Raw genomic sequence first — 25,425 nt, 5'->3', positions numbered from 1 at the left:
TCTCATCGGGCCAGCGGACGGTTTTTCGCCGCCTGCAGAGCGGTAAATGAATAGTTAATTACTTTTTGTCGACGGTGAGCGATCACATGCATAATTTATGCATATAAAGCGCATAAAAACCCTTTTTATCTATTTTTCAGAAGCTTGAATGTGATCAAAAAGTTTCATTTTATTTAACTGCCATGTTGACAATGGCATTTCCCCTCGCCAGAGTTAAATTAATGTTAAAACGGCTCCGGCGTCGTTTTTTGTTGCACAAGGGAAAGTATAACCATTTGATATTGTAGTGTTTACCCACCACGCTCAGGCTTTGTACGCCAACCGTGGGCGATACGACGGCTCACGAGAGCATTTTCTTGGTACCCATTATTATTACCTCCCTGTCACAACGGGGCGGGCAGCGTTTGGTCTCAATTTTTTGCCGGTTAGAGCGCCCGCGGGCGTTTCATTCCTGCTGCAACCGCGCATCGGTTGCTTAATCGCCTTAACGACGGACAGGTAACACCATGACAAAAAACCACTGCGATCGGCTGAGCCCAGGTTCAGCCGAGGGGCCTCACTGTGCCCAAACTTTGCAGCGCGGGCTGAGCGCGCGCCACATTCAACTGATTTCGATCGGCGGCGCCATCGGCACCGGGCTGTTTATGGGCGCCGGGAAAACCCTCGCGCTATCGGGAACCTCCATCGTACTGACTTACGCCATCGTCGGCTTTTTCATGTTCATGGTCATGAGGGCGATGGGGGAACTGCTGCTCACGCGGCTCGATTACCGCTCGTTCGCCGATTTTGTCTCCGAATACCTGGGGCCGCGCGCCAGCTTTTTTCTCGGCTGGTCCTACTGGCTGAGCTGGGTAGTGACCTGCATTGCCGACGTGGTGGTGTGCGGCGGCTACGTGCAATATTGGCTGCCAGACGTCTCGCCCTGGTTGCCGGCGCTGCTGACGCTGGGGTTTCTGTGTCTGTTCAACATGCTGTCGGTCAAGATGTTCGGCGAGGCCGAATTCTGGTTCGCGATGATCAAGGTGGTGGCGATCGTCGCGTTGATCGCCACCGGCGCCTGGATGGTGTTCAGCGGCTGGACTTCGCCGGACGGCGTGACCGCTTCGCTGCATAACGTCACCGATCCCGCCATTTTCATGCCGCACGGCATCTTCGGCTTTTTCGCCGGTTTCCAGATCGCCATTTTCTCCTGCACCGGCATCGAGCTGCTGGGCACGATGTCGGCGGAGACCAAAAACCCCGAGAAGGTGCTGCCGAAGGCGATCAACGCGATCCCGGCGCGCATCATCGTCTTCTACGTGTGCTCGATGCTGACCATTATCGCCGTCACCTCATGGAGCCACATCTCGCCGGACAGCAGCCCGTTCGTGATGCTGTTCGATCGGGCGGGGCTGCCGGCCGCCGCCGCGGTGATCAACTTCGTGGTGCTGACTTCGGCGATGTCCTCGGCCAACAGCGGGGTGTATTCCAGCACCCGCATGCTGTACAGCCTGTCGATGGAAAAGCATGCCCACGGTCAGTTCCGCATTCTGTCTCGCACCACGGCCATTCCGATCCGCAGCCTGCTGTTTTCCTGCTTCTGCATGGTGGCCGGCACCTTGCTGCTGGTACTGGTGCCGAACGTCATGACGCTGTTCACCATCGTCTCTACCGTGGCGGCGATCCTGGTGGTTTACAGCTGGGGCATGATTTTGGTCGCCTACCTGGTGTATCGCCAGAAGCGGCCGGATCTGCACGCCGCTTCGCACTTCAAAATGCCGGGCGGGGTCGCGATGGCCTGGCTGACGCTGGCATTCTTCGCCTTTACGCTGGTGCTGATGGTGTTCGATAGCGATACGCTGATCGCGCTGTGCAGCATGCCGCTGTGGTTTACCACGCTCGGGCTGATCTGGCGCTATCGGGTCCGCGACAGCGTGGCGCGCGAGAGCTACGTGTTTTATCGGCGCGGCGCCGAGGCGGAATAACCGGCGAAGGATACGCCGCTTGCCGCCGCTCCACTCGGCAAGCGGCGGCAACTGCGGTATGCTAAGCAGCTGAACAGCCAACCAAACCGGGCCATACGGAGATACCCCAGCGTGCCGAACTCTACTTCTCAACTCGAACTTTTGCGCTCGGTCGCTGACGGCATCGCGGCGCTGTTTTTCCCGAATGCGGAAGTGGTGATCCACGATCTGGCCACCAACAAGATTGCCTATCTGGCGAACAACCTGTCAAAGCGTAAACCGGGCGACGACGCCGGGCTGGAAGACTTCGAGCTCGATGGCGGCGCCGGCGTGACCGGCCCCTATGAGAAGCTGAACTGGGACGGCAAAAAGATGCGTTCGGTGAGCATTGCCGCACGCGACGAGCAGGGCAAGCCCAGCTATCTGCTGTGCATCAACCTGAGCACCGCGATGTTCGAGGACGCCCGCAACGCGCTGGACATGTTCCTGTCGGTCACGCGATTGCAACCACAGCCACAAGAGCTGTTCAAAGACGACTGGCAGGAGAAGATCAACACCTTCCTGCACGATTGGCTGCGGCGCGAAAACGCCGCGCTCGGCGCGCTGAGCCGCGAACAAAAACGGCGACTGGTCAGCGATCTCTACCATCAGGGCGCGTTCAAGGCCAAAAGCGCCGCGGACTACATCGCCAACGTGCTGTCGATGGGGCGCGCCACGGTGTACAAGCACTTGCGGGAATTGAAACAGGAGTAAAGGCGGCGGGAAAGGGCACGACGCCCCAGGGCGAATGCCGAGGTAGCGCAATAGCTGCGATGATCGTTTATGAACGGTCTGAGACGACGTCCTGAAGAAGCCAGTCGTGGAAAATTTTCACTTCATCACGCATGACATTTTGCTGCGGGGTGACCAGATAGTAGGACCATCTAAGTGGCCAGCGATGGTCGGGATGGAGATGAACCAACTGCCCGGTTTCGATAAGCTGCTTTACCAGAGCGTTTCGAACGATGGCCACGCCCCTGCCGCTCAGCGCCGACAGGATCACTGCTGAAGTAGAATTGATATGCAGCCCGCTTTCCAGCGTTTCGGGCGCACCGACCGCTCTCAGCACATCACCCCATGATGGAAAATCCGCACCAGGATGCGGCGTGTCATCGTGAATGAGTTTTTGCGTGGCGAGCCATTCACTGCAGGCCATTTTCTCGGGGGGAGCCAGGCGTGGACTGCAGACCAGCACGGCTTCCTCATCCATTAGCCAGGTTTTACTCACGCCGGGCCAATCTCCCTGTCCACAGCGAATGCCGATATCCGCCTCGCCATACGACACGTCCATCAGCTTTTCCGTGACGTTAAGCCGCAGATCGATATTCTCATGCGTTTCCGCAAACCGGTTCAGGCGGTCCATCAGCCAGTTCATCATCAGTACCTGGGACGCCGTCACCACGACCACCGAGCGTGACCGGCGACCACGAAGCTTACTTAAACCGGTTTCCAGCTTATCGAGACCCTGAGTGATATCTTGTAGGGCCTCCTGCGCTTCGTCTACCAGCGTCAGTCGCTCCTTGCCGGAGCGAGTGCGGTGAAGAAGCGGGTGTCCGACCCAGTCTTCCAGCGAACGGACCAACTGACCTACGGCGGCGGGTGTGACGCCCAGCTCCTGTGCCGCGCCGGTAAAACTGCCATGCCTGGCGGTGGCTTCAAAAGCGTGCAGCCATTTAAGTCGGTTTAACGATCGCATTGTGATCATCCTGATTCATTCTTTTCCTCAGTATACGCCGGCGAGAAAGATTTTCTTTCCTGTGTCGCAATTTCTTCTCAGTCGTCAATCGGTTTTCAGGGTGGCAATCTGGTTTCACACGATGAGAAGCAAGGCTTCTTATAATGACAACCAGATGAATGTAAAGAGGTTAGCGATGAATACATCTTTTGCTGGCAAAAAACTGTTAGTGGTCGGCGGTACAAGCGGTATGGGCTTCGAAACGGCGAAGCGGGTCCTGAAAAGCGGCGGCAGCGTGGTGCTTGTTGGTCATCGTCAGGACAAAGCCGAGCAGGCCCGTCAGGCGCTGACTGCAGACGGCCAGGTTTCCGTCATCGTTGCAGACCTGATGAAAGAAGAAGGTCTGCAGCATGTAGTGAACATCATTAACAGCGAACACAAAGATATCAGTCTGCTGGTCAATGCGGCTGGCGTGTTCTTCCCGAAACCGTTTACAGAACATGAAGCGTCAGACTATGACATGTACATGAGCATTAACCGCGCCACGTTTTTTATCACCCGCGACGTAGTGCGCAATATGGTCGAGGCCGATATCAAAGGCGCTATCGTCAATATTGGCTCTATGTGGGCACGACAGGCCATCGGTGCCACACCGTCTTCAGCCTACTCAATGGCTAAAGCCGGTCTGCACGCGCTGACCAAAAACCTGGCTATTGAACTGGGTGAAAAAGGGATCCGTGTGAATGCGGTTTCTCCAGCTGTCGTTCACACGCCGATTTATGAGGGCTTCATTCCGAAAGACGACGTGAAGGATGTGATGAACAGCTTTGACAGCTTTCATCCGATCGGACGCGTGGGTTCACCGGTCGACATCGCGGAAACCGTCGCTTTCCTGCTTTCTGACAAGACTGGCTGGGTGACCGGCGCTATCTGGGATATCGATGGCGGCGTGATGGCGGGGCGTAACGCCTGATGACCATGCCGCACGAGTTAACCCGCGTGCGGCATGGGGATTGGACAAAGGCGTGGGTTGCAAGGGGCCGCATCTTACGGCCCCTTGCTCATTTTCATTTATCGCCCGAAAACGTCATCAATACCTTCAGAAAAACGCTAACTGACAAACATTACGATGTTGGCCACCCCTTTTTGTTACCAGCGGTAGTTGACCGAAGCGATGATGCTGCGGCCGCTGCCATAGAAGCAGGCGTACTCGCCGCTGCAGGATGAGACGTATTTCTTGTCCGTCAGATTCTGCACGTTGAGCTGGAGCGCCGCGCCGCGCAGCGCCGACGAAGCCTGGCCGAGGTCATATTTCACCATGGCATCGTACAGCGTGTAGTGCGGCACGTCGTACTGGCCGGTGGCGTCGGCCGGCGCATCGCCGATGTAACGCACGCCGCTGCCGACGGTCAGGCCGTTCAGCGCGCCGCTCAGGAAGCTGTAACTGCCCCAGGCGGATGCCGCGTGGCGCGGGATGCCCGCCGGGCTGTGGCCGATTTCGTCCGCCGAGTTGGAGTCTTTGGTCACGACGTCGGTGTAGGTATAGGCGGCGGTCAGCTTGATCTCCGGCGTTGGTTGGGCGTGCACTTCCGCCTCAATCCCTTTGGATTTCACCTCCCCGATCTGCTCGTAGGCGGAGGTGAGACGGTTGTAAGACGCCACATTGCGCTGGGTAATGTCGAACCAGGAGAGGGTCAGCAGGGTATTGCCGCCCGGGATCTGGTACTTCACGCCCACCTCGGTTTGTTTGCCGGTGGTCGGCTTGAGCGGATCGGCGCCCGGCGCGCTTGGGTACAGGTTAGGATCGAACGAGGTGCTGTAGCTGACATACGGCGAAATGCCGTTGTCGAAAGCGTAGAGCAGGCCCGCGCGGCCGGTGAACTGGGCATCGTTGTAGGTCTGCTCTTTGCCGCCGCTGGTGCGATCGCGGGTGTTGACCTGCGACCAGTCCTGACGGCCGGACAGCAACAGATTCCAGTTATTCCACTCCAGTTGGTCCTGCAGATACACCCCGATCTGATTCAGCGTCTTCAAGTCGCTGGAAGCCAGCGCCAGCGTGCTGCCATCGATGCTGGGGCGAACCGGGTTGGCCCAGTCGATCGGGTAATCGTTGCCGCGATCGCGATACATTTTATAATCGCTATGGCTGTAGCGGTAATCCAGCCCGCCCAGCACGGTGTGTTTCACTTCGCCGGTATCGAACAGGCCCTTCAGCTGGTTATCCACGCCAAACTCGTTGGTCATCTGCGTTTCATGCTGCGCCATGCGGGTGACGGTGTGGTCGTTGACCTTCGAGTTTACGTTATAAACCAGATACTTATAGTCTTCATCGCGGTGGGTGAAGCGTAGGTTCTGGGTAAACGACAGCGCATCGCTGAAGTTATGTTCGAAGCTGTAGCCGATCGACGCCTGCTCGCGCCGCGACTTGTTGAAGCTGGGTTCGCTGATGTTAAAGTCATAGGGCACATAGCCCGCGCTGGTCGGGAACAGCGTGCCGGCGCGCGGCAGGAAGTTGCGCGACCCGGCTTTCGGATCGTTCTGGTAGCTGGTCAGCAGCGTAAAGCTGGTGTCTTCGTTCGGCAGCCAGGTGAAGGCCGGGGCGATGGCCACCCGTTGCTGCTTGCTGTCTTTGACAAACTCGTGTTCGGTTCGGGCGATACCGTTCAGGCGGTAGAACAGGGTGTTGTCGTCGTTGAGCTTGCCGCCGAAATCGAACGCCGTTTCCGCCAGATGGCGGTTGCCGGTGCTGAATTTGACTTCGTGAATGCTCTGGGCGGTAGGGCGCTTGCTGGTCATCACCACCACGCCGCCGGGGCTGACCTGGCCGTACAGCACGCCGGCCGGGCCGTGCACCATCTCTACGCGCTCCAGCAGCCAGGGATCGATCTGCCCGGCGCCGCCGTTTTGGCTCGAAAGGCCAAAGTGCAGACCGTCGAGCAGCTTGGGCGCATAGCGGAAGCCGCGGCTGATCACTTCGTCATTACGGTTGGAGTTGCCGCGGTAGGTGGTGATCACCCCGCTGGTGTAGTTCAGCGCGTCGGCGACCGACGCCGGCTCCTGGTCATTCATCTGCTCGCGCGTGACCACCGAGATGGACTGCGGCGTCTTGCGCAGAGGGGCGGCGGTCTTGGTGCCGGCGGCGCTCTCTTTGGCGACGATCCCTTTGACCGGCGCGGTCACGCTGTTTTGCGCGTCGGCGGTCACCAAAATCGTTTCGTCCGCTGCCGCAGACGCGTGTGGCGCCAAGGGCAATAACGCCAGCGCCGATCCCAGCAACAGACGCTTGGCGGACATCGCCTCCGCATTTCCGTTTTCTATCCCTTTGTTTTTAATCTTCATTATCTCTCCTGCATACCTGCTTTTGTGTGTCATGCCACCCTGATAAACCCCGAAATGCCGACAAGCGGTCTTATCCCGTCGACGTGGAGACGTCGTGTTTGCACGACGGTAAAAATCCGACAAATAGTATTGAAAATGATAATGAGTATCAATACGATTGTCAGGTTTTGTAAAAATCACTCATGTTATGTAAGGGGCGCTATGGAGTTTTTGCCGGAAAAGAGGCCAGGAAACGACCTTGAGGGATTGGCGACGCAATGGCTGCGTGAAGAGGCGGCAGGGCAATCCGCGTGGTGGCAGAAGGTTGCCGCTCACGGCACGCCCATCGTCGAAGCGCACGATGAACAGCACGTCAAAATGACCTGGCTATGGCGCGACCCCGCCGGCGATGAACGGCACTCGCCGATATGCCGCGTTTACGCCGATATCAACGGCATTACCGATCACCACAGCACGTCCCCCAGCAGCCTGACCAGGCTCCCCGGCACCGACGTTTGGTACGGCTCGGCCGTTATCGATCGCCGCTGGCGCGGCAGCTACAGCCTGATCCCCATTACCGAGCGAGACCTCCCCCCCGTCTTCAGCGACGACGAAACGTTACGCGACCGCCAGCAGCGTGCCTGGTGGGTATCGCTGTTCCCGTTGGCGATCGCCGATCCGCTGAATCGCCTCTCTCTGGGGCCGTCTCATCGCCCGCGGCCCGTATCCCTGGCGCAAGGGCCGGATGCCGACGATCAAAGCGCCTGGCAGGCCGCCGATCGGCCGCTGGATGAGGCGCGGCTACAGCTTTTTCAGTGGCACAGCGCACGGCTGGGTAACCAGCGGCGCGTTTGGCTGTATGCCAGCGGCGAGGCGGCGGTGAAAGCGAACCGCCCGCTGGTGCTGCTGCTCGATGGCCAAAACTGGATCGAAAGGCACGCGCTGTTGCCGGTGATCGAGCACGAAACCGCAAAAGGGCGGTTGCCGCCCGCGTGCTGGTTGCTGATCGATGCGATCGATGGCGAACACCGGGAAAACGAGCTGCCTTGCAACGCCGCGTTTTGGCAGGCGGTGATCGACGAACTGCTGCCGCAGGCGCAACGGCGCGAACCGTTCAGCGAGGCAGGGGCGCGCACCGTCGTCGCCGGCCAGAGCTACGGCGGGCTGGCGGCGTTATATGCTGGTTTGCACTGGCCAGAGCGCTTCGGCCACGTGCTGAGCCAGTCCGGCTCCTTCTGGTGGCCTACGGTGCAATTCGTTACCCAATTCGAAAAACGCCACGAACTGGAGGAAGGCTGGCTGATACGCCAGGTACGGCAGCGCAGCGCGGCGACACCCAAGCTCACCGTGATCCAACAGGCCGGCGATCGGGAGGCGGACATCGAATTCGTCAATCGCCAGATGCATCAGGCGCTGACGGCGGCCGGGCACCGCGCCGAATACCGCGTGTTTTCCGGCGGGCACGATGCGCTTTGCTGGCGCGGCGGCCTGGTGGACGGCGTGCGCCGACTGCTTGCCGCGATGGAATAACCCACACATTTTGACAGACAGGTAATGAAAATGACTCAGGAACAACAAAACCCGTTCGATGACGAAAGCCTCCGATTCTCCGTGCTGGTCAACGCGCAGCAGCAGTATTCACTGTGGCCGCAGTTTGCCGATACGCCGCAGGGGTGGCGCGTGCTGATGGGGCCGGCGTCGCGTGGCGAATGCATCGACTACATCGAAACGCACTGGCAGGACATGCGGCCGGCGGCGCTGAAAGCGGCGGATGCGGCGCGTTAAGCGCCAGGCAACCACATCGATACATTCCGTTTGAGGGAAAGGACAGACACCATGTCAGAAACGCTTTCTTTACCGGATACTCAGGTCGAGTATCGGGATTATCCGCTGGTTGCGGCACAACCGGGGATCTGGATCGCCGACCAAATCGCGCTGCGCCGCAACAGCTTCGCCGTGGCGCACTACACCGAACTGCACGGCGCTATCGATCGTTCGGCGCTGAAGCGCGCGATCCGTCAGGGGCTGGCCGAAGCGGATACGGTTCAGGCGCGGTTCTTTGAGGCGCAGGACGGCCAGCCGGTGCAGCGTTTACCGCTGATAGCCGACCCGGCGCGCGTACAGGCGCCGGAGTGGTTCGATTTCAGCGCGCGGCCGGACGCCGAGCAGGCGGCGCTGGCGCTGATGAACGACGATTTGGCGCAGGATCTGCCTGCGGACGGCGAGCGGCCGCTCTATCGCCATGCGATAATCCGCGTCAGCGCCGATCGCTGGTTCTGGTACCAGCGCTTTCATCATCTGACCCTGGACGGCTTCAGTTTCGAAGCCATCACCCGCCGGATCGCCGATATCTATCGCGCGCTGCGCCACGGGCTGTCTCCGGCGGCCTCGCCGTTTACCCCGTTCGGCAAGGTGGTGGAAGAGTTTCAGCAATGGCAAACGTCGCCGGCGCGCCGGCGGGCGGCCGAATTCTGGCAACAGCATCTGCGCGATTTGCCGTCGCCGCTGTCATTATCGACGGAGAGTCGGGAGGTTGAACCGGGCGCCCGGCCGCTCAAACAGGCGCTGGTGCTGCCGGAATCGCTGTTTGACGAAGCGGTGCGCGATACGGCGCTGCAGTCGCTGCAACCGGCCGATATCGTCACGGCGGCGTTGGCGATGTATCTGGCGCGCATGAGCGGCGAAACCCGTTTTTCACTCGGCTTTCCTTTCATGCGCCGTATGGGCTCCCAGGCGCTGGCGGCGGTCGGCCCGGTGGTTAACGTGCTGCCGCTGCTGCTGAACGTGACGCCGGAGATGTCGCTGGCGGACGTCTGCCAGGCGACCGTGGCGCAAATCAAACAGGCGCGCCGCCATCAACGCTATGAAGCGGAGCAGATCAAACGCGATCTCGGCCTGGTCGGCGGTCATCAGGAACTGTACGGCCCGGTGATCAACGTCAAGGTCTACCACAGCGCCTTGTCCTTCGACGGCCAGGCGGCCGTTACCCATACGCTGGCGATGGGGCCGGTCGATGACCTGGAGTTTGAGATCGGCTTTCGCAACGGCGTGCTGACGCTGTCGTTGGTCGCCAACCCGGCCAAATACTCGCCGCGCACCTTGCATCACCACGCGGAGCGCATCGGCCATTGGCTGCAGCAGTTGGCGCGGCAGCCGCACCAGCCGAACGGTCAACTGGCGTTGATCAGCGAAGGGGAGCTAAGGCAACTCGCGGCCTGGGGGCGCGGCGCCGATCTGACGCCGCCGGCGGGCATGGTGTCAATCATGGATGCGTTCCAGCGCCAGGTTGAGCGGCAGCCCGAGGCGTTGGCGGTGGCCTGCGGCGACGAGCGCCTCAGCTACCGTCAGCTCTCCGAACGGGTGATGCAGCTGGGGCGAGTGCTGATCGAAAGCGGCATCGGCGCGGAAGACGTGGTGGCCATCGGCATTCCGCGCTCGGTGGACACGCTGGTCGCGCTGTTCGGCGTGTTGGCCAGCGGCGCGGCCTATATGCCGCTCGATCTGGATTACCCGCGTGAACGCCTGACGCTGATGTGCGACGACGCGCGGCCGGCGATGCTGCTGACCCACCGCGCGACGCAGGTCAATATGCCGGATCTGCCGCAGGTATTGTGCCTGGACGACGCAGCGTGCCTGGCGCGCTGCGCGGCCGCCGAGGCCGCGCCGATAACGGATGACGAACGGCGTGCGCCGCTGAACGAGGCGCATCTGGCCTATATGATTTACACCTCCGGTTCGACCGGCAAACCCAAGGGCGTGATGTCCACGCACCGCGGGCTGCTGAACCTGTTCCTGTCGCATCAGGCCTCTCTGTTTGGCCCGGCGATCGAAAAATTCCAGGCTCGCCACGCGCGCCGTTTGCGCGCCGGCCATACCGCTTCGTTTTCTTTCGACTCCTCCTGGGAACCGCTGTTCTGCATGATGATGGGCAGCGAACTGGTTATCTTCGATGAGGAGCTGCGCCGCGACCCCTGGGCGCTGCTGGAACAAACCCAGCAGACGCCGATCGATCTGCTGGACATCACGCCGTCGTTCTTCTCGCAACTGGTGGACTGCGGCCTGCTGAAAGGGCAGTTCCCGCTGCCGGCGTTCGTGATGATCGGCGGCGAGGCGGCGACGCCGACGCTGTGGAACCTGATGCAGCAACATCCGGAGGTGGAGATCCACAACTATTACGGCCCGTCCGAATACACCGTCGATACCCTCGGCGCGCCGGTCACGGCCGCCGAACAGCCGGTGATTGGCCGTCCTCTCGCCAATACCGAAGTCTGGCTGCTCGACGGCCGCCTGCAGCCGGTGCCGATCGGCGCGGCGGGCGAGCTGTACATTTCCGGCAAAGGCATCGCGCGCGGTTACCTGCGGCGCCCGGATCTGACGGCGGCGCGTTTTGTCGCCAATCCGTTTGTCGAGGGCGAGGTGATGTACCGCAGCGGCGATCTGATGCGCTGGAGCGCGGAGGGTCAGCTGGTGTTCATTGGCCGGACCGATCACCAAATCAAGGTGCGCGGCTTCCGCGTCGAGCTGGGTGAGGTGGAAAGCGCCTTGGCCGCCTTGCCGGACGTGGGGCGGGCGGTAGTGATCGCCGAGCCGATCGGCGCCACCTATCGCCTGATCGGTTATTGCTCGGTGCAGAATGACGCGCGGCGCGCCTCACCCACGCTGCAAAGCGAACTGCTGGGGCAACTGGCGCAGCGTCTGCCGGATTATATGGTGCCGGCGATCCTGGTGGTGATGCCGGAGCTGCCGCTTAACGTGAATGGCAAGATTGACCGCCAGGCGCTGCCCAAACCGCAGGAGACGCTGGCGCAAAGCATTCGCGAGCCGGCCACCGAGCAGGAAAGGCTGATTTGCTGCGCCATGGCGCAGCTGCTGGGGATGGATCGCGTCGGCGCCGACGACGATTTCTTCGCGCTCGGCGGCGACAGCATCTCGGCGATGGGGCTGGGTACCGCCCTGCGGCGCAAAGGGTATCTGCTGCGGCCGCGCGAGATCTTCGCGCTGCACACCCCCGCGCGTATGGCGCAGGCGATGCAGCCGCTGGCCGTTGGCTCTCAGGCCGCATGCAGCGTGCAGCAAGGCCCGATCGACGGGCTGCCGATCCTGCATTGGTTTGCCGAGACGGGCGATATGCATCGTCGCTTCGCGCACGGCGTTTTCCTGCGCGTGCCTGCCGAGCTGCAGCCGGAACAGCTGCGTTATGCCTTGGAGCAGTTGCGTGCGGCGCACCCGGCGCTGGGCGCGCGGATCCGCGACGGTCAGTTGGTGGTTGAAACCGCCGCCGCCGGTGAGCTGATGCAGGTTGATACCGTGTCCGGTGAGCTGGAATCAGCGGCGGAACAGGCGTTTGATGCCGCGCTTGACCATCTCGATCCGGCAGCCGGCGCCATGATGCAGGCGATCCTGTTGCAGCGCGACGGGCAGAGCCTGGGGCTGGTGCTGGCGATCCATCACCTGGTGGTCGACGGCGTTTCATGGCGCATCCTGCTCGACGAACTGCGGCAGGTGGCCGACAGCGCCATGCAGGGGCAGCCGATCACATTGCCGCCGGAAGAAACCTCGCTCTATGAGTGGTCTGCACGCCTACGAGCCGACGCTGAACGCCGGGAAACCGAGCTGCCGTTCTGGCGGCGGATGCTGGCGGACGGCGCACCGAGTTTGGGACGGCGAGCGTTGGATCCGCTGAACGATCGCACGGGCGACGTATCGGAAAAACGCACGCTGCTCGACAGCCGGCTGACCGCCGCGCTGCTCGGCGCATTGCCGCAGGGATACCGCGCCCAGGTTGAAGAGATCATGCTGTGCGCGCTGGCTCAGGCTTGCCGCCAGCGTTTCCAGGCCGCTTCGCTGCGTTTCTCTCTGGAGTCGCACGGCCGCGCCGAACTGGACGACGGCCTCGATCTGGCCCGCACCGTCGGCTGGCTGACGGCGGAGTATCCGCTGCGCATTGAACTGCATGACGCTGAGCACAATGAGGCCGTGCGCGCGGTGAAACGGGCGACGCGAGCGGTGACCGATCGCGGCGTCGGTTATGGCCAACTGCGTTATCTGCACCCGCGGCGTGACGAACTGGCGGCGCTGGCGCAGCGCAATGCGCCGGAGATCTTGTTCAACTACCTCGGACGTTTCAGCCAGGATGAGGGGCACTGGACGCCGCAACGCAGCCAAACCCGCTTCCGCGACGCCTTCGCCGTGGCGCAGGATGCGCAGCAGGCGCTGTCGTATGGCCTGGAAGTGAATATCTTTGTCGAGGAGCGGCGCGACGGCGCCTGCCTGGCGATCAACTGGAGCTGGCTGGAGGGGATTTTCAGCGAGAGCGACATTGCGCAGTTGCACAGCGGCATCGAACAAGCGGTGCGTTCGCTGTGCGAATTTGCCGAACGGCATCCCGATCGCGCGGCGGCGACGTTGGTGGCGGCCGAGATCGCCCAGCCGGGCGCCGACGATGAGGCGGTGCGCGCCTGGGAGCGGGAGTGCGGGCCGTTGGCCGCGGCGCTGCCGCTGTTGCCGTTGCAGCACGGCCTGCTGTTCCATGCGCAGACGGCGCAGCAGGGCGGCAGCTATAACTCGCTGACGCGCCTGAGCCTCTGCGGCGAACTGGACGAACATCAACTCCAGCAGGCGCTGAATGCGGTGATCCGCCGCCATCCGCAGCTGGCCGCCCGATTCAACCTCGAGGGCGAACCGCTGCAGCTGATACCGCAGGAAAGCCATTGGCCGCTGGACAGCCACAGGCTGCCGCCGCTGTCCGAAGAGCAAGAAATGCAGGTGCTGAATGAGCTGGAACAGAAAGAGCTGCAGCGCGATCTGTTTAATCAGCCGGGCGCGATGCTGCATGCGCTGCGGATCAAACACGGCGATAGCGAACGCTACACGCTGTTCCTTAACGCGCACCACCTGATTGTCGACGGCTGGTCGACGCCGGTGGTGCTCAACGATCTGATGCGGGCATTGCGTGAAGGCGAGCAGGCATTGCCGCCGCTGCGTTCGAACTACGCCGATATCGTGCGCCGCCTGACCGCGCGGGATGCTGAAGCTTCGCGCCGCCTCTGGCGTGAGACGCTGCAGGATGTGCGCCCGACGTTGCTGTTCGGTGAAGCGCAGGACGATCGCGTGCAGGAGTTGGAAATGACGCTGCCGCCGGCCGAGGAAAGGCGCTTGCTGACCCTGTGCCGCGAACGCGGGTTGACGCTCAATACCGTGATGCAGGGCATTTGGGCGCTGCAGCTGGCTAGCTGTTGCGGCCATCAGGACGTGGTGTTCGGCTCGCCGGTTTCCGGCCGCTTTGGCCAGATAGAAGGGGTCGAGGAACACGTTGGCCTGTTCAGCAACACGCTGCCGGTGCGGGTTCGTCTGCAGCATGAGCGTTCGTTGACGGAACAGCTGACCGAACTGCAGCACCGGCAGATTGAACTGCTGGAGCACGACGATTTGGGGTTGGGGGAGATCCAGCATCTGGCCGGGGCGGGCACGCTGTTCGATACGCTGTTGGTGGTGGAAAACTATCCGGACAACGACGCTCTGCTGGGCGGCGAAGGGTCGCTGCGCTGCGACGCTATCCGTAACAAAGGCTATACCCACTATCCGCTGACGCTGCTGGTGCTGCCGGGCGAGCGCCTGCGTCTGCTGATGGAGTACCGCGATTCGGTGCCGCAGCCTGAACGCTTCGCCGCGCGGCTGATGGCGCTGCTGCAACAATGGATTGCCCAGCCGGATCTGCCGTTGCCGCGCTGGCAATTGCAAACGCCGCAGGAGCAGGCGCTGATCGCGGCGGTCAACCGCACCGGGCAGGCGGTGGCGGACACCACTCTGCATCAGGCGATCGCCGATCAAGCGCGGCGCACGCCGGAACGCATCGCGCTGCAGGACGCCTGGCACAGCCTCAGCTACCGTGACATGCAGCGCCAGGCCGCGCTGTTGGCCGAACGGCTGACGGCGGCCGGCATTCAGCCGGGCGATATCGTCGCGGTGGCGTTGCCGCGTTCCGTGCGCCTCAGCCTGGCGCTGACGGCGATTGTGCAAACCGGCGCGGCCTGGCTGCCGTTGGATACCGGTTACCCGGACGAGCGGCTGGCCTACATGGTGGAGGACGCCAAACCGCGGCTGATTATCACCGAAAGCGCGTTGGATGCCCGCTTCGCCGCGCTGGCGCCGACGCTGCGGTTCGATGCGCTGGACGACAGCGGGCGCGAACCGGCGCCGCGCCCACCGGTGGGGAGCGGCGATCATCCCGCCTACGTGCTGTATACCTCCGGTTCGACCGGGCGGCCGAAAGGCGTGGTGGTGAACCACCGGGCGATCGTCAACCGCCTGTTCTGGATGCAGCACGAGTATGCGCTCGATGCGCAGGACGTGGTCCTGCAGAAAACGCCGTGCAGCTTCGACGTTTCCGTCTGGGAGTTCTTCTGGCCGCTGATGGTCGGCGCGCGCCTGGTGATGGCGCCGCCGGAGGCGCACCGCGATCCGCAGGCGCTGACGACCTTGATCGACGACTATGGCGTGACCACGCTGCATTTCGTTCCGTCCATGTTGGCTATCTGGGTGGAGGCCTTGAACGAGCGGGCGCCACGGCGCGCCGCTGCCAGCCTGAAACGCGTGTTCTGCAGCGGCGAAGCGCTGTCGTGCGAACTGGCTTCCCGCTATCAGGCGTTGGTCGCCGCGCCGCTGCACAACCTGTATGGCCCGACGGAGGCGGCGGTCGATGTTACCTATCAACCGGCGTCCGGCGAGGCATTGGCGGCGGTGAACGGCGCCGGCGTGCCGATCGGCAAACCGGTCTGGAACACCCAACTGAGCATTCTCGACGCCATGCTGCGGCCGGTGCCCGTCGGCTGCGCCGGCGATCTCTACCTGCGCGGCATTCAGCTGGCCGACGGCTATCTGCATCGGCCGGAGTTGACGGCGCAGCGGTTTGTCGCCGATCCCGCCGGCAACGGCGCGCGCATGTATCGCACCGGCGATATCGCTCGCTGGCTGGAGGACGGCAGCGTCGAGTATTTGGGCCGCAGCGACGATCAGCTGAAGATCCGCGGCCAGCGCATCGAGCTGGGCGAAATCGAACAGGCGCTGCTGGCGCAGCCGGGGGTAGCGCAAGCGGCGGTGCACGCCATCGAATTAAGCGAGGGCGCGACGGGGCTGGGCGGCGCCGATATGCGCCAGTTGGTCGCCTGGCTGATCGCCCAACCGGGCGTGACGCTGGATACCGGCGCGCTGCATCAGGCGCTGGAGGCGCGTTTGCCGGCGCATATGATGCCGGTCAGCTATGTCATGACCGACAGCTTCCCGCTCAGCGCCAGCGGCAAGCTGGATCGCAAGGCGTTGCCGCGGCCGCAGTTGAACCCGCAGAGCGGCCGCGCGCCGCACAGCGACAGCGAACGCCTGCTGGCGGCGCTGTTCGGGGAACTGCTGGGGCGCGAGACGGTGTATGCCGACGACGACTTCTTCGCGTTGGGCGGCCACTCGCTGCTGGCGATGCGTTTGGCGGCGGAGCTGCGGCGGCGCGTCCCGCGGCCGTTGAGCGTCGGGCAAATCATGTTCGCCCGCAGCCTGGAGAAGATGGCGCACCTGCTCGATGACGCGCAGGCCGCCAACTCGGCCGAAAGCCGCGGCGTCGGCGAGTGCCTGCAGTTGCGGGCCGGCCAAGGCCCGGCGCTGTTCTGTCTGCACCCGGCTTCCGGTTTCGCCTGGCAGTACTCGGGGCTGAGCCGTTATCTGCCGGGGAGCTACCCGATCATCGGCCTGCAGTCGCCAAGGCCGGATGGCGCCATCGCCACCTGCGAGGACATTGAGCAGATGGTCGATCGTCATCTCGCCACTCTGCGCCGCCTGCAGCCGCAGGGGCCTTATTACCTGCTGGGCTATTCGCTCGGCGGCACGCTGGCGCACTCGATGGCCGCGCGTTTGCAGCAGCAGGGCGAAGAGGTGGCGTTCCTCGGCATGCTGGATACCTATCCGCCGGAAGGCCAGGACTGGACCGGCCCCAGCGAGGAGGAGGCACAGAAGGAGGTGGCGCAGGAACAGGCCGAGTTTATGGCGGAAGATCATGGCGATCCGGCGCTGATGGCGGAGAAGGCGGCGATGTTCGACAGCATCGTCGCCAACTACCGCGACGCGGTGCGCCTTCTGTCTCAGGCGCGCAGCCGGCGTTTCCACGGCACGGCGACGCTGTTCGTCGCCGACCGGACGCTGCCGCCGGAGATGGATATCAACGCCGTGTGGGCGCCGTATCTGGATGGGCTGATCTGTCATCACCAAAGCTGCGAGCACGCGGACATTCTGTCGCCGGCCTCGCTGGAGACGCTCGGGCCGCTGTTGCATTCGCTCCTGACGCGGCAATACGGGTTGGTATAACGCAACCGGGCCGGGGCGTGCGTCCCGGCCCGCACTAAAACATGATATGCAGGACACTATGGCCAGACCTTCTTTTTTTCTTGATTTCAGTTTGCTGAGAAGCAATGCGCATTTCCGCGCGATTTTCTGCGCCCGCATGCTGTCGGTGTTTTCCCTCGGCATGCTGGCGGTGGGGGTGCCGATTCAGATCCAGGCGATGACCGGCTCCACGTTGCAGGTGGGGGTCGCGGTGGCGCTGGACGGCGTGGGCATGTTTATCGGCCTGATGTTGGGCGGGGTACTCGCCGATCGCTACGATCGCCGTAAGCTGATCCTGTTTGCGCGCGGCACCTGCGGGCTGGGGTTTGTCGCCCTGAGTCTGAACGCCTTCGCCCCGGCGCCTTCGCTATGGGCGCTCTACCTGCTGGCGGCCTGGGACGGCTTCTTCGGCGCGCTGGGCATGACGGCGCTGATGGCGGTGATCCCGCTGCTGGTCGGGCGTGAAAACCTGGCGGCGGCGGGGGCCTTGAGCATGGTGACGGTGCGCATCGGCGCGATCCTGGCGCCGGCGCTGGGCGGGATTATCATCGTGTTTGGCGGCGTCGGTCTCGCCTTCGCCGTCGCGGCGGCAGGGACGCTGGGCACCCTTGTGCCGCTGGTGCGCTTGCCGACGCTGCTGCCGCAGCAGCAGGAGCCGGAACACCCGCTGCGCGCGCTCGCCAGCGGCTTCCAGTTTGTCTGGCGCAATAAGGTGGTCGGCTCGGTGGTGCTGCTGGGGATGCTGATGAGCATCGTCGGCGCCGTCAGGGTGCTGTTCCCGGCGCTGGCGCAGGACGCTTACCACGTTGGCGCGTCCTCTATCGGCCTGATGTATTCCGCGGTGCCGCTCGGCGCGATGCTGGGCGCGCTGACCAGCGGCTGGGTGGGGCGTTTCTCTCGCCCTGGCGTGCTGATCCTGGTCGCCGCCATCGTCGCGTTCACCGCCATCGCTTCGCTGGGGCTGTTCAGCCACCTGGCGCCGGCGCTGCTGGCGCTGGTGTGCTACGGCTACGCCAACGCTATCGCCTCACTTCTGCAGTTCATGCTGATCCAGAGCAACACGCCGGATCATCTGCTGGGGCGGGTGAATAGCCTCGGCACCGCGCAGGACGTGACCGGCGATTCGATCGGCGCGCTGGGGCTCGGCGTACTGGGCAGGGTATTTACCCCGTTGATGAGCGTGCTGTCGTTTGGCGCATTCGCCGCCTTGCTGGGCGTGCTGGTGGCTTTCAGCGTGCGCACGCTGCGCCAGTGCCGGCCGGCGGACGCGCTGGTCGAGCACGATGAACCCGCGCCGGCAACCTCAGCGGCGGCGGACAACTAACCCCTCACGGCACCGGCGGCTCCGGCCGGTGCTGTTCTCCCCAGTCGCACATCATGTCGATCACCGGGATCAGCGAACGCCCGCGCTCGGACAGGCTGTACTCCACCTTGGGCGGGATCTGCGGATACTCCTTTCTCACCACCAGGCGATCTTTTTCCAGCTCTTTCAGCGTCGAACTCAGCGTTTTGTACGAAATAGTGCCGATGCAGCGCTGCAGTTCGTTGAACCGCAATACCGGCTTATACAGCGCCAGCCAGTAGAGAATAATCATTTTATATTTGCCGTTGATCACCGACAGGGTGTAGCCATAGCCGGTGTCTTCGAGGCTGATGCCCGTTGGGCTGCAGCGGGATTCGGCGGTCATTTACACTTTCTCCAGGGTAAGTATGTGTCGTGAGTGTGCGTATTTTACATTCTGTCAGCATACCCTAAGATGCGTCGAAACACCTGACTGGAGAGATCAGTATGAAAACCTTGGTGGTAGTAACACATCCCGATATGGCGAACTCGGTGGTCAACAAACGTTGGCTGGAGGAACTGCGCCGCTATCCGGCGCTGTATACCGTGCACGAATTGCATCAGGCCTATCCGGACTGGCAGATCGATGTCGCCAAAGAACAGCAGTTGATTGAAGCGCATGACAACATCGTGCTGCAGTTCCCGATTTACTGGTTCAGCAGCCCGCCGCTGCTGAAAAAATGGCTGGACGACGTGCTCACCTACGGCTGGGCCTACGGTTCCCGCAGCGGCTATAAGATGCGGAACAAGAAACTGGCGCTGGCGGTCACGGCGGGCGTGCGCGCAGAAGATTACGCGCGCGACGGGCGTTATCGCTACTCGCTGGAGGAGATCTTCCGGCCGTTTGAGGTGACCGCCGATTACGTGCGGGCCGACTATGCTTCGTTCTTTGCCTTTTACGGCAAGGAAGCCGCTTCGGACGGGACGGTGGAGCCGCTGCAATCCCACGAATTGGATCGCAGCGCGCAAGGCTATCAGGCATTTCTCGCCGCCCTGAATTAACGACACGCCCCGGATGCGTCTGATAGTGCTGTTGCGAATGTCCGGGGAGGAATATGATTGCCGTATTCTTTGACTCGCCGGTGATAACCCCATGCCTTCAGCCGAAACGTTTATTGCTTTTCTTGTTGCACTCACCCTTCTGGAACTCTCTCCCGGACCGGATATGATGCTCACGCTGGCCCGGGGTATCGGCCAAGGCCGTCGCATCGCGCTGCTCAATGTTTTCGGCATGGTTTTTGTCGCCGGTATGGTGCAGGTTTCCATGCTGGTGCTCGGCCTCGCCACGTTGCTGCATAGTTATCCGCTGGCGTTGGACGTATTGCGTTGGGTTGGGGCCGCCTATCTGGTCTGGCTGGGGATAAAAATGCTGAAGGTAAGCCGGCAGCGTTCCGATGCCGTGCTGAAACCCCGGATGATGACCGGGTGGCAGGCGGTGAAAGAAGGGGCGATTAACAGCCTGACCAACCCTAAGTCGCTGCTGTTCATGTTTGCTTTCCTCCCGCAGTTTGTTAACCCTGAAACCGGGCCGGTTTGGTTGCAATTGCTCGTTTTAGGTTCTATTCAAAAGCTGGCCGGGATCCTTTCGCTGGGCTCTGTCGCTATGGCCTCCGGCACCGTGGGGCAATGGCTCGCCCGCAATCCCCGTTTGTTGGTCTGGCAGCAGCGATTTACGGGCGTGGTCATGATGGGATTGGGCGCCAAACTCCTCCTCGGGGGCGGCGCTGTGTCAGCGCCGCGATAAGGGGAGCGGCTCGCGCTATTTCAGGTGAATGCTAAAGCCGTCTTGCCCCGGCGCCAGATGGGCTTTCAGCGTCAACTGCGGGATCAGGTAGTCTCCGGCGTTCTGCCGCCGAAACGGAATCGGCTCAGTGCGCCACAGGTTATCGAGCCGCTGTCCGAGCTGTTCGCACAGGGTGGCAAAGCGCGTCTCGTCGGTCTTACCGGCGCGATAGGCGACGAACGGCGGCAACACCTCGAACCCCGGGTAATGCAGCATGCCGTGCTGGATCGGGAACAGAATATCGTCGATCGGCCCGTTGATGCCGCGCGGGGCGTAATGGGATTCCCACCCGCCGGCGCTGACGATCAGCATCGCCCGTTTGCCCGCCAACATACCCTCGCCGTAACGGTCGCCCCAATGGGTATCGGAATGCTCACCGACGCCGTAGGCAAAACCATAGGCATAGACCCGATCGAACCAGCCTTTCAGCATCGCCGGCATCGAGAACCACCACAGCGGGAACTGCAACAGCACCGCGTCCGCCCAACGCAGCTTTTGTTGCTCCCGTTCGATGTCGGCGCTCTGCACGCCGTTGGCGAACGCGCGCCGGGAATCCAGCGAAGGATCGAAACGTGGGCCTGATGCGCCTTCCAGGCTGTCGTCGGCGTCGATCGCCGCTTTCCACTTCATGGCGTACAGGTCTGACACCTGGACCTGATGGCCGGCCTGCGTCAGGCGCTCAACGGCGAAGTTTTTCAGTGAGCCGGTCAGCGACTGCGGCTCCGGGTGGGCGTAAACAATCAGCACATTCATAACAACGCTCCTTGGTGTGAGAGCTGCAGGTTAGGGCGTCACAAGGTATATTAGAAATGAATTACCGTTATCCCAGGTATAACCATGAATAATTTAAGGCGGCTGGATCTCAATCTGCTGGTGACGCTCGACGCGCTGCTGGCGGAGCACAACGTCACGCGCGCGGCGCAGCGGCTCAATTTCTCTCAGCCGGCAGTCAGCGTGCATCTCGCCAAACTGCGGGCGATCTTTGACGATCCGCTGCTGTTGCCCGGCCCGCGCGGCATGCGTCCGACCGCCAGAGCGGAGCAACTGCGGGAACCGCTGCGCCAGGCGCTGGCGGCGCTTGAGTTGGCGGTGACGCCGGCGACGCCGTTCGATCCCGCCGTGGCGACCGATATCTGGCGTGTGGCCGCCTTCGACTACGGCGAATCCACCATCGTCCTGCCGGCGCTGAACGGTTTGCGCACGGCGGCGCCCGGCACCCGGCTGGCGGTGCTGGAAACCGCGCCGTCACGCATCGCCAAACTGGCGGAACAGGGAGAGATCGATCTGGCGTTTCACACCCGCGAAGGGGCGCCGCCCGGTCTGCGTCAGCGTACGCTATTCCGTGAACGCTATGTGCTGGTGGGCAGAGTCGGTCACCCTAAGCTGCATGAAAACCTGACGCTGGCGCAATTCTGCCTATTGGAGCAGGTGATGGTTTCGCCGGACGGCGGCGGTTTCTACGGCATCACCGACCAAGCGCTGGCGGACGTGGGGCTGACGCGGTGCGTGGTGCTTTCCGTGCCGCATTTTCTCTTCGTTATCTCGGTACTGACGCAGTCCGATTTGGTGGCGATGTTGCCGGAGCGGCTGGTGCGCAACCAACCGTTATTGCAGCAACTCAAACCGCCGTTGGCGGTGCCGGGTTTTGAAATGACTATGCTGTGGCACGAACGATCGCATCGGGATCCCGCTCACCGGTGGCTGCGCGAACATATCATGCGTTCAGTGTGAGCGGGCTAATGTAAACAGCGCGGGAAATTACATGAACAGGAAGCGGTCAGCCAGCGGAACGCCGCGTTCGAGGCGCGGTGGCAACGCGTCGTCGCGATCGTCAGGCTGGGCTGCCTGCGGCGCGGCGTCTTCGGCTTTTTCGATCATCAGCTCGCCGAGCAGGGCCAGAAAACGAGTGATCTTTTGCATATTCCCTCCGGGGCCATGATTAACCTGAGGACGATAGTAATCGCCGCCTAACCGAATGGGAAAAACTTAAAACTCATATCCTAAGAACCGGATCGCATATCGCATGACCGGGCGACGGTTGCCCATCGCCCGGTGAACGGTTTAGAAGGTGACGTTAACCTTGGCCCACAGGGTGCGGCCCGGTTCATTCACCGCGCTGTTGGCCGAATAGCCGAAGGCGCTGTTGCCCGCCAGGTTGAGGTGCTCGCTGTAGGTCTTGTTCAGGATGTTATCCAGACCGGCGCTCAGCTTGACGTTTTTATTCACCTTGTAGGCGGCGTTCGCGGAGAGCACGCCGAAGCCGGCGCTTTCGGCAAAGTCTTTGCCCACCACGTTGCCTTCGTTGATCGCCACGCGGTTTTGGCTGCTGACCAAACGCCACAGCCCGGTGCCGCTCCAGTCGCCGTACTCGTAGGTCAGCCCTAGACGCGCCTCCAGCGGCGGGATCTGCGGCAGCGGGCGGCCGTCGCTGGTATTTTTGCCCCAGGAGTAGGCCAGGCTGGCGTCGGTTTTCCAGTGCTCGCTCAACTGATAACCCATGCCCATTTCGCCGCCCATGATGTTGGCGTTGACGTTATCGGCCTGGCTGAGACGCGCATTGTGCGGATCGTATTTGAACAGGATGAAATCATCGACGCGGCCCACATAAGCGGAGACCCAGCCGTTGAAGCGCTTGCCGTTGTATTGTGCGCCGATGTCGAGCTGCGTAGTTTTCTCGCTCTTGACGCTGGAGAACGGATCCTTGCTGCCATTCGGGCCGAGCTTCGGCGAGAATAGCTCCCAGTAATCCGGGAAACGCTCAGTATAACCGACGCCGGCGTACAGCATCAGCGGCAGCTCGGCCAGCGTGTGCTCCAGGCGCATAAAACCGCTCGGCAGGGTGTCGGAACGCTCCGCGTCGCCGCCGTTGCGGAAGTTCTCCACCAGGGTGCGATCGAGACGCGCGCCGCCGATCAGTTTATCCTGCTCGCTGGTGGACCAGGTCAGCTCACTGAAGGCGCCGTAGCTGTTGAACTGGGCGTCTTTTTCCCAGCTGCCGCGGCTCATGCTGCGGTGGGTATTGGTCTGCGTGTCCAGGCCGCTTTCAAGCTTCACGTCCTGCCACTGCCAGGTGCCCATCACGCGGCCGCCGACGGTGCGGCGATCGAGCTGCATCGTCATGCCGGAAGACATCATGTGCCCGCCGTGGCCGCCCATGCCCATACCGCCATGGCCACCGTGCCCACCCATGCCGCCGCTGCCCGGTGAGCGCAGGGTGACGTTGTCCATCACGTGGTTGGCGTAGTTGTAGTAGACCTGCGCTTCCAGCTTATCCAGCACCTCGCCGATGTTGGATTTTTCCACCCGCATGCCCAGGCTTTCGCGCTTGAACTGCGAACCGTCCATGCTGCGGCCGGCATAGCGCGCTTCGCCGTTGCCGCGGCCCATGGTCACTTCCAGCAGCGTATCGTTGTCCGGCGTCCAGCCGAGCGCCAGATCGCCGTTCCACTTGTCCCAGCGCGACGGCACGCGCGTATTGGTGCCGTCCTGATAATCGTTGGAACGAGATTTGTTGGCCATCACCCGCAAGTAACCTTGCTCGGCGCCGAGGCTGGCGTCGATATTCTCGTCCCAGCGGCCGTTGGAGCCGGTCAGCACGCTGGCGTTGCCCTTGACGCCCGGCTTGTCGAAGCGTGGGCGTTCACGTTCGAAACGCACGGTGCCCGCAGACGAGCCCGGCCCCCACAACACCGTCTGCGGCCCTTTGGTGATGGTCAACAGATCGAAACTCTCCGGCGAGATGTAAGAAGTGGGCGCATCCATTCTCGATGGACAGGCGCCCAGCATTTCCGAACCGTCGGTGAGGATCTTCAACCGCGAACCGAACATGCCGCGGAACACCGGATCGCCGTTGGTGCCGCCGTTGCGGATCTGAGAAAAGCCGGGAATGGTTTTCAGGTAGTCCGAGCCATCGCTGGCCGGCACCGGCTGACGCGGAGTTTTCGGTGACGTCACAATGGTCAGCGGAGAGTAGAGCGGTGCGGTGACGGTGATCACGTCGCCATCATTAACCTGTATGTCGGCAGGGTGCTGATGCGCCTGCGCCGCGTGGCCAGCCAGCAGGAACAGCGGCATGGCGGCGGTGATGGCGCGGGTGGCGGCGTTCTTTTTATAAACGGGTTTAAACATCATCTTTCCTTAAGCTAACTTTTTCCGTTCTTGGCCGAGGGATTATTCAGGCGTGGGGCGGCCTGGCGAAAATCACCATCGGTAAATACGGGGGGTTAATTCCATCAGCGTGGAAATAACCGGATTAATAATGTCGTCTCGGTGCTTAATCGTTGGGCGAATTAATTCCGCCGGGTTGAAGCGATCAACGGCAATACAGAGAACGGCAATGGGCTTATTGTTAAATCAGAGGAAAGAGAGGGGGGCGCGCGCGGCTGTAATTCGGTGTGAACGACGTGGGCAAACAGGGGAACGAGATAGCGGATCGGCGGCGGGCGCGAAGCCAGCGACTGAGACCAGAACAGCGGGGCGTGGCTCACGTCCAGCAGCGGCGCGTGCAGCAACAGCACGCAGTAGCCGCAGGCGCTGTCGTCCATCATCATCGCCATGTTGTGGTGGCCGCCGCCGTGCTGCATCAGCGGCGGCGAGGCTTTTTCAGGTTCAGACGACGGCGAGCGCATCCCGTGATGCATCGGCATATCCATGCCGCAATCCGCCATGACGGCCGTTCCAGCACTTCCGGCGCGTACATGCTCCAGAGATCGCGAGATCACCGGCGCAATGAACAACATCAGAATGGCAAACATCCCTAACCAGGCGGCGGCCCGATTTCGCGATGCAGAGGGCTGAATTAACGACACAATCAACCTAAAAAAGGGTTAACACAGGGGAGGGAATTGTACTGGTTTATGTCGAAATGTTAAAACCTTTTATTTCTGGTCAACGGCCTGTTGATGAATATATTATCGGATAAGCGCTTTAATTCTGACCAAAGGCTATTTTTATTGCGCCA

Annotated in this window: 17 protein-coding genes; 10 read left to right on the top strand and 7 right to left on the bottom strand. The window is 62.0% G+C overall.

Annotation, left to right across the window (positions count from 1 at the left end; genetic code table 11):
- Nucleotides 1-506: 506 nt before the first annotated feature.
- Both ACP39K_RS01215 and ACP39K_RS01210 read left to right on the top strand, forming a co-directional pair.
- Nucleotides 507-1,964, top strand: coding sequence for an amino acid permease (locus ACP39K_RS01215; RefSeq protein ID WP_033640271.1), 1,458 nt, complete (start codon nt 507-509; stop codon nt 1,962-1,964).
- 111 nt (nt 1,965-2,075) lie between these two features.
- Nucleotides 2,076-2,696, top strand: coding sequence for a helix-turn-helix transcriptional regulator (locus tag ACP39K_RS01210; protein ID WP_048797232.1), 621 nt, complete (start codon nt 2,076-2,078; stop codon nt 2,694-2,696).
- Nucleotides 2,697-2,763: 67 nt separating this feature from the next.
- Here the strand turns inward: ACP39K_RS01210 and ACP39K_RS01205 are convergent, their stop codons facing one another.
- On the bottom strand, nt 2,764-3,678 hold the full coding sequence (locus ACP39K_RS01205; protein ID WP_033641411.1) for a LysR substrate-binding domain-containing protein: 915 nt from the start codon (nt 3,676-3,678) through the stop codon (nt 2,764-2,766).
- Between the two features lie 175 nt (nt 3,679-3,853).
- Between ACP39K_RS01205 and ACP39K_RS01200 the strand changes: the two genes are divergently transcribed.
- Complete coding sequence (locus tag ACP39K_RS01200) at nt 3,854-4,630, top strand: SDR family NAD(P)-dependent oxidoreductase (protein ID WP_033640272.1); 777 nt, start codon at nt 3,854-3,856, stop codon at nt 4,628-4,630.
- A gap of 176 nt (nt 4,631-4,806) precedes the next feature.
- Here the strand turns inward: ACP39K_RS01200 and ACP39K_RS01195 are convergent, their stop codons facing one another.
- Complete coding sequence (locus ACP39K_RS01195; protein ID WP_161544737.1) at nt 4,807-6,996, bottom strand: TonB-dependent siderophore receptor; 2,190 nt, start codon at nt 6,994-6,996, stop codon at nt 4,807-4,809.
- A 201-nt stretch (nt 6,997-7,197) separates the two neighbouring features.
- Between ACP39K_RS01195 and fes the strand changes: the two genes are divergently transcribed.
- From fes to entS, 4 genes are read left to right on the top strand one after another with little or no spacing between them, the layout of a single operon-like run.
- A complete protein-coding gene (fes, locus tag ACP39K_RS01190) occupies nt 7,198-8,505 on the top strand; it encodes an enterochelin esterase (protein WP_497008238.1) in 1,308 nt (435 codons plus the stop codon).
- A 30-nt stretch (nt 8,506-8,535) separates the two neighbouring features.
- Entirely contained in the window at nt 8,536-8,760 is a 225-nt protein-coding gene (locus ACP39K_RS01185) for an MbtH family protein (protein ID WP_004937955.1), read from the top strand.
- A 51-nt stretch (nt 8,761-8,811) separates the two neighbouring features.
- Entirely contained in the window at nt 8,812-17,322 is an 8,511-nt protein-coding gene (locus ACP39K_RS01180; RefSeq protein WP_497008237.1) for an amino acid adenylation domain-containing protein, read from the top strand.
- Between the two features lie 58 nt (nt 17,323-17,380).
- Nucleotides 17,381-18,664 (top strand): enterobactin transporter EntS, encoded by a 1,284-nt coding sequence (gene entS, locus ACP39K_RS01175; RefSeq protein ID WP_086579855.1) that lies wholly within the window; start codon nt 17,381-17,383, stop codon nt 18,662-18,664.
- A gap of 4 nt (nt 18,665-18,668) precedes the next feature.
- Here entS and ACP39K_RS01170 read toward each other — a convergent pair whose 3' ends face one another.
- A complete protein-coding gene (locus ACP39K_RS01170; protein WP_060445139.1) occupies nt 18,669-19,028 on the bottom strand; it encodes a winged helix-turn-helix transcriptional regulator in 360 nt (119 codons plus the stop codon).
- 101 nt (nt 19,029-19,129) lie between these two features.
- Here ACP39K_RS01170 and ACP39K_RS01165 point away from each other — a divergent pair, with 101 nt between their 5' ends.
- Together ACP39K_RS01165 and ACP39K_RS01160 are read left to right on the top strand one after the other, a co-directional pair.
- Nucleotides 19,130-19,684, top strand: coding sequence for an NAD(P)H-dependent oxidoreductase (locus ACP39K_RS01165; RefSeq protein ID WP_115117001.1), 555 nt, complete (start codon nt 19,130-19,132; stop codon nt 19,682-19,684).
- A gap of 91 nt (nt 19,685-19,775) precedes the next feature.
- Nucleotides 19,776-20,426, top strand: a complete 651-nt coding sequence (locus tag ACP39K_RS01160; RefSeq protein ID WP_028127429.1) for a LysE family translocator — start codon at nt 19,776-19,778, stop codon at nt 20,424-20,426.
- Nucleotides 20,427-20,441: 15 nt separating this feature from the next.
- Here ACP39K_RS01160 and ACP39K_RS01155 read toward each other — a convergent pair whose 3' ends face one another.
- A complete protein-coding gene (locus tag ACP39K_RS01155; RefSeq protein WP_161544734.1) occupies nt 20,442-21,218 on the bottom strand; it encodes an NAD(P)H-dependent oxidoreductase in 777 nt (258 codons plus the stop codon).
- An 84-nt stretch (nt 21,219-21,302) separates the two neighbouring features.
- Between ACP39K_RS01155 and ACP39K_RS01150 the strand changes: the two genes are divergently transcribed.
- Entirely contained in the window at nt 21,303-22,196 is an 894-nt protein-coding gene (locus ACP39K_RS01150) for a LysR family transcriptional regulator (protein WP_497008236.1), read from the top strand.
- 27 nt (nt 22,197-22,223) lie between these two features.
- Here the strand turns inward: ACP39K_RS01150 and ACP39K_RS01145 are convergent, their stop codons facing one another.
- The 3 genes from ACP39K_RS01145 to ACP39K_RS01135 all read right to left on the bottom strand — a co-directional run bounded on the left by ACP39K_RS01145 (nt 22,224) and on the right by ACP39K_RS01135 (nt 25,219).
- On the bottom strand, nt 22,224-22,385 hold the full coding sequence (locus tag ACP39K_RS01145) for a hypothetical protein (RefSeq protein WP_016927696.1): 162 nt from the start codon (nt 22,383-22,385) through the stop codon (nt 22,224-22,226).
- A gap of 141 nt (nt 22,386-22,526) precedes the next feature.
- Nucleotides 22,527-24,593 carry a TonB-dependent copper receptor gene (locus ACP39K_RS01140; protein WP_476659515.1) on the bottom strand — a complete coding sequence of 689 codons (2,067 nt, stop codon included), beginning with the start codon at nt 24,591-24,593 and terminating at the stop codon, nt 22,527-22,529.
- A 161-nt stretch (nt 24,594-24,754) separates the two neighbouring features.
- On the bottom strand, nt 24,755-25,219 hold the full coding sequence (locus ACP39K_RS01135; RefSeq protein ID WP_497008235.1) for a DUF2946 domain-containing protein: 465 nt from the start codon (nt 25,217-25,219) through the stop codon (nt 24,755-24,757).
- Nucleotides 25,220-25,425 lie beyond the last annotated feature (206 nt).

The sequence above is a fragment of the Serratia sp. EC4 genome, assembly GCF_059652115.1.
Note: the sequence above shows the minus strand (reverse complement) of the source record. Positions and strands in the feature narration are given on the sequence as shown.

Coding starts and splice junctions, on each gene's coding strand:
- ACP39K_RS01185 (WP_004937955.1), top strand. CDS start 8,536: ATGACTCAGGAACAACAAAACCCGTTCGATGACGAAAGCCTCCGATTC.
- ACP39K_RS01205 (WP_033641411.1), bottom strand. CDS start 3,678: ATGCGATCGTTAAACCGACTTAAATGGCTGCACGCTTTTGAAGCCACC.
- ACP39K_RS01155 (WP_161544734.1), bottom strand. CDS start 21,218: ATGAATGTGCTGATTGTTTACGCCCACCCGGAGCCGCAGTCGCTGACC.
- ACP39K_RS01140 (WP_476659515.1), bottom strand. CDS start 24,593: ATGTTTAAACCCGTTTATAAAAAGAACGCCGCCACCCGCGCCATCACC.
- ACP39K_RS01160 (WP_028127429.1), top strand. CDS start 19,776: ATGCCTTCAGCCGAAACGTTTATTGCTTTTCTTGTTGCACTCACCCTT.
- ACP39K_RS01165 (WP_115117001.1), top strand. CDS start 19,130: ATGAAAACCTTGGTGGTAGTAACACATCCCGATATGGCGAACTCGGTG.
- ACP39K_RS01200 (WP_033640272.1), top strand. CDS start 3,854: ATGAATACATCTTTTGCTGGCAAAAAACTGTTAGTGGTCGGCGGTACA.
- ACP39K_RS01180 (WP_497008237.1), top strand. CDS start 8,812: ATGTCAGAAACGCTTTCTTTACCGGATACTCAGGTCGAGTATCGGGAT.
- ACP39K_RS01145 (WP_016927696.1), bottom strand. CDS start 22,385: ATGCAAAAGATCACTCGTTTTCTGGCCCTGCTCGGCGAGCTGATGATC.
- fes (WP_497008238.1), top strand. CDS start 7,198: ATGGAGTTTTTGCCGGAAAAGAGGCCAGGAAACGACCTTGAGGGATTG.
- ACP39K_RS01170 (WP_060445139.1), bottom strand. CDS start 19,028: ATGACCGCCGAATCCCGCTGCAGCCCAACGGGCATCAGCCTCGAAGAC.
- ACP39K_RS01195 (WP_161544737.1), bottom strand. CDS start 6,996: ATGAAGATTAAAAACAAAGGGATAGAAAACGGAAATGCGGAGGCGATG.
- ACP39K_RS01215 (WP_033640271.1), top strand. CDS start 507: ATGACAAAAAACCACTGCGATCGGCTGAGCCCAGGTTCAGCCGAGGGG.
- entS (WP_086579855.1), top strand. CDS start 17,381: ATGGCCAGACCTTCTTTTTTTCTTGATTTCAGTTTGCTGAGAAGCAAT.
- ACP39K_RS01135 (WP_497008235.1), bottom strand. CDS start 25,219: ATGTTTGCCATTCTGATGTTGTTCATTGCGCCGGTGATCTCGCGATCT.
- ACP39K_RS01150 (WP_497008236.1), top strand. CDS start 21,303: ATGAATAATTTAAGGCGGCTGGATCTCAATCTGCTGGTGACGCTCGAC.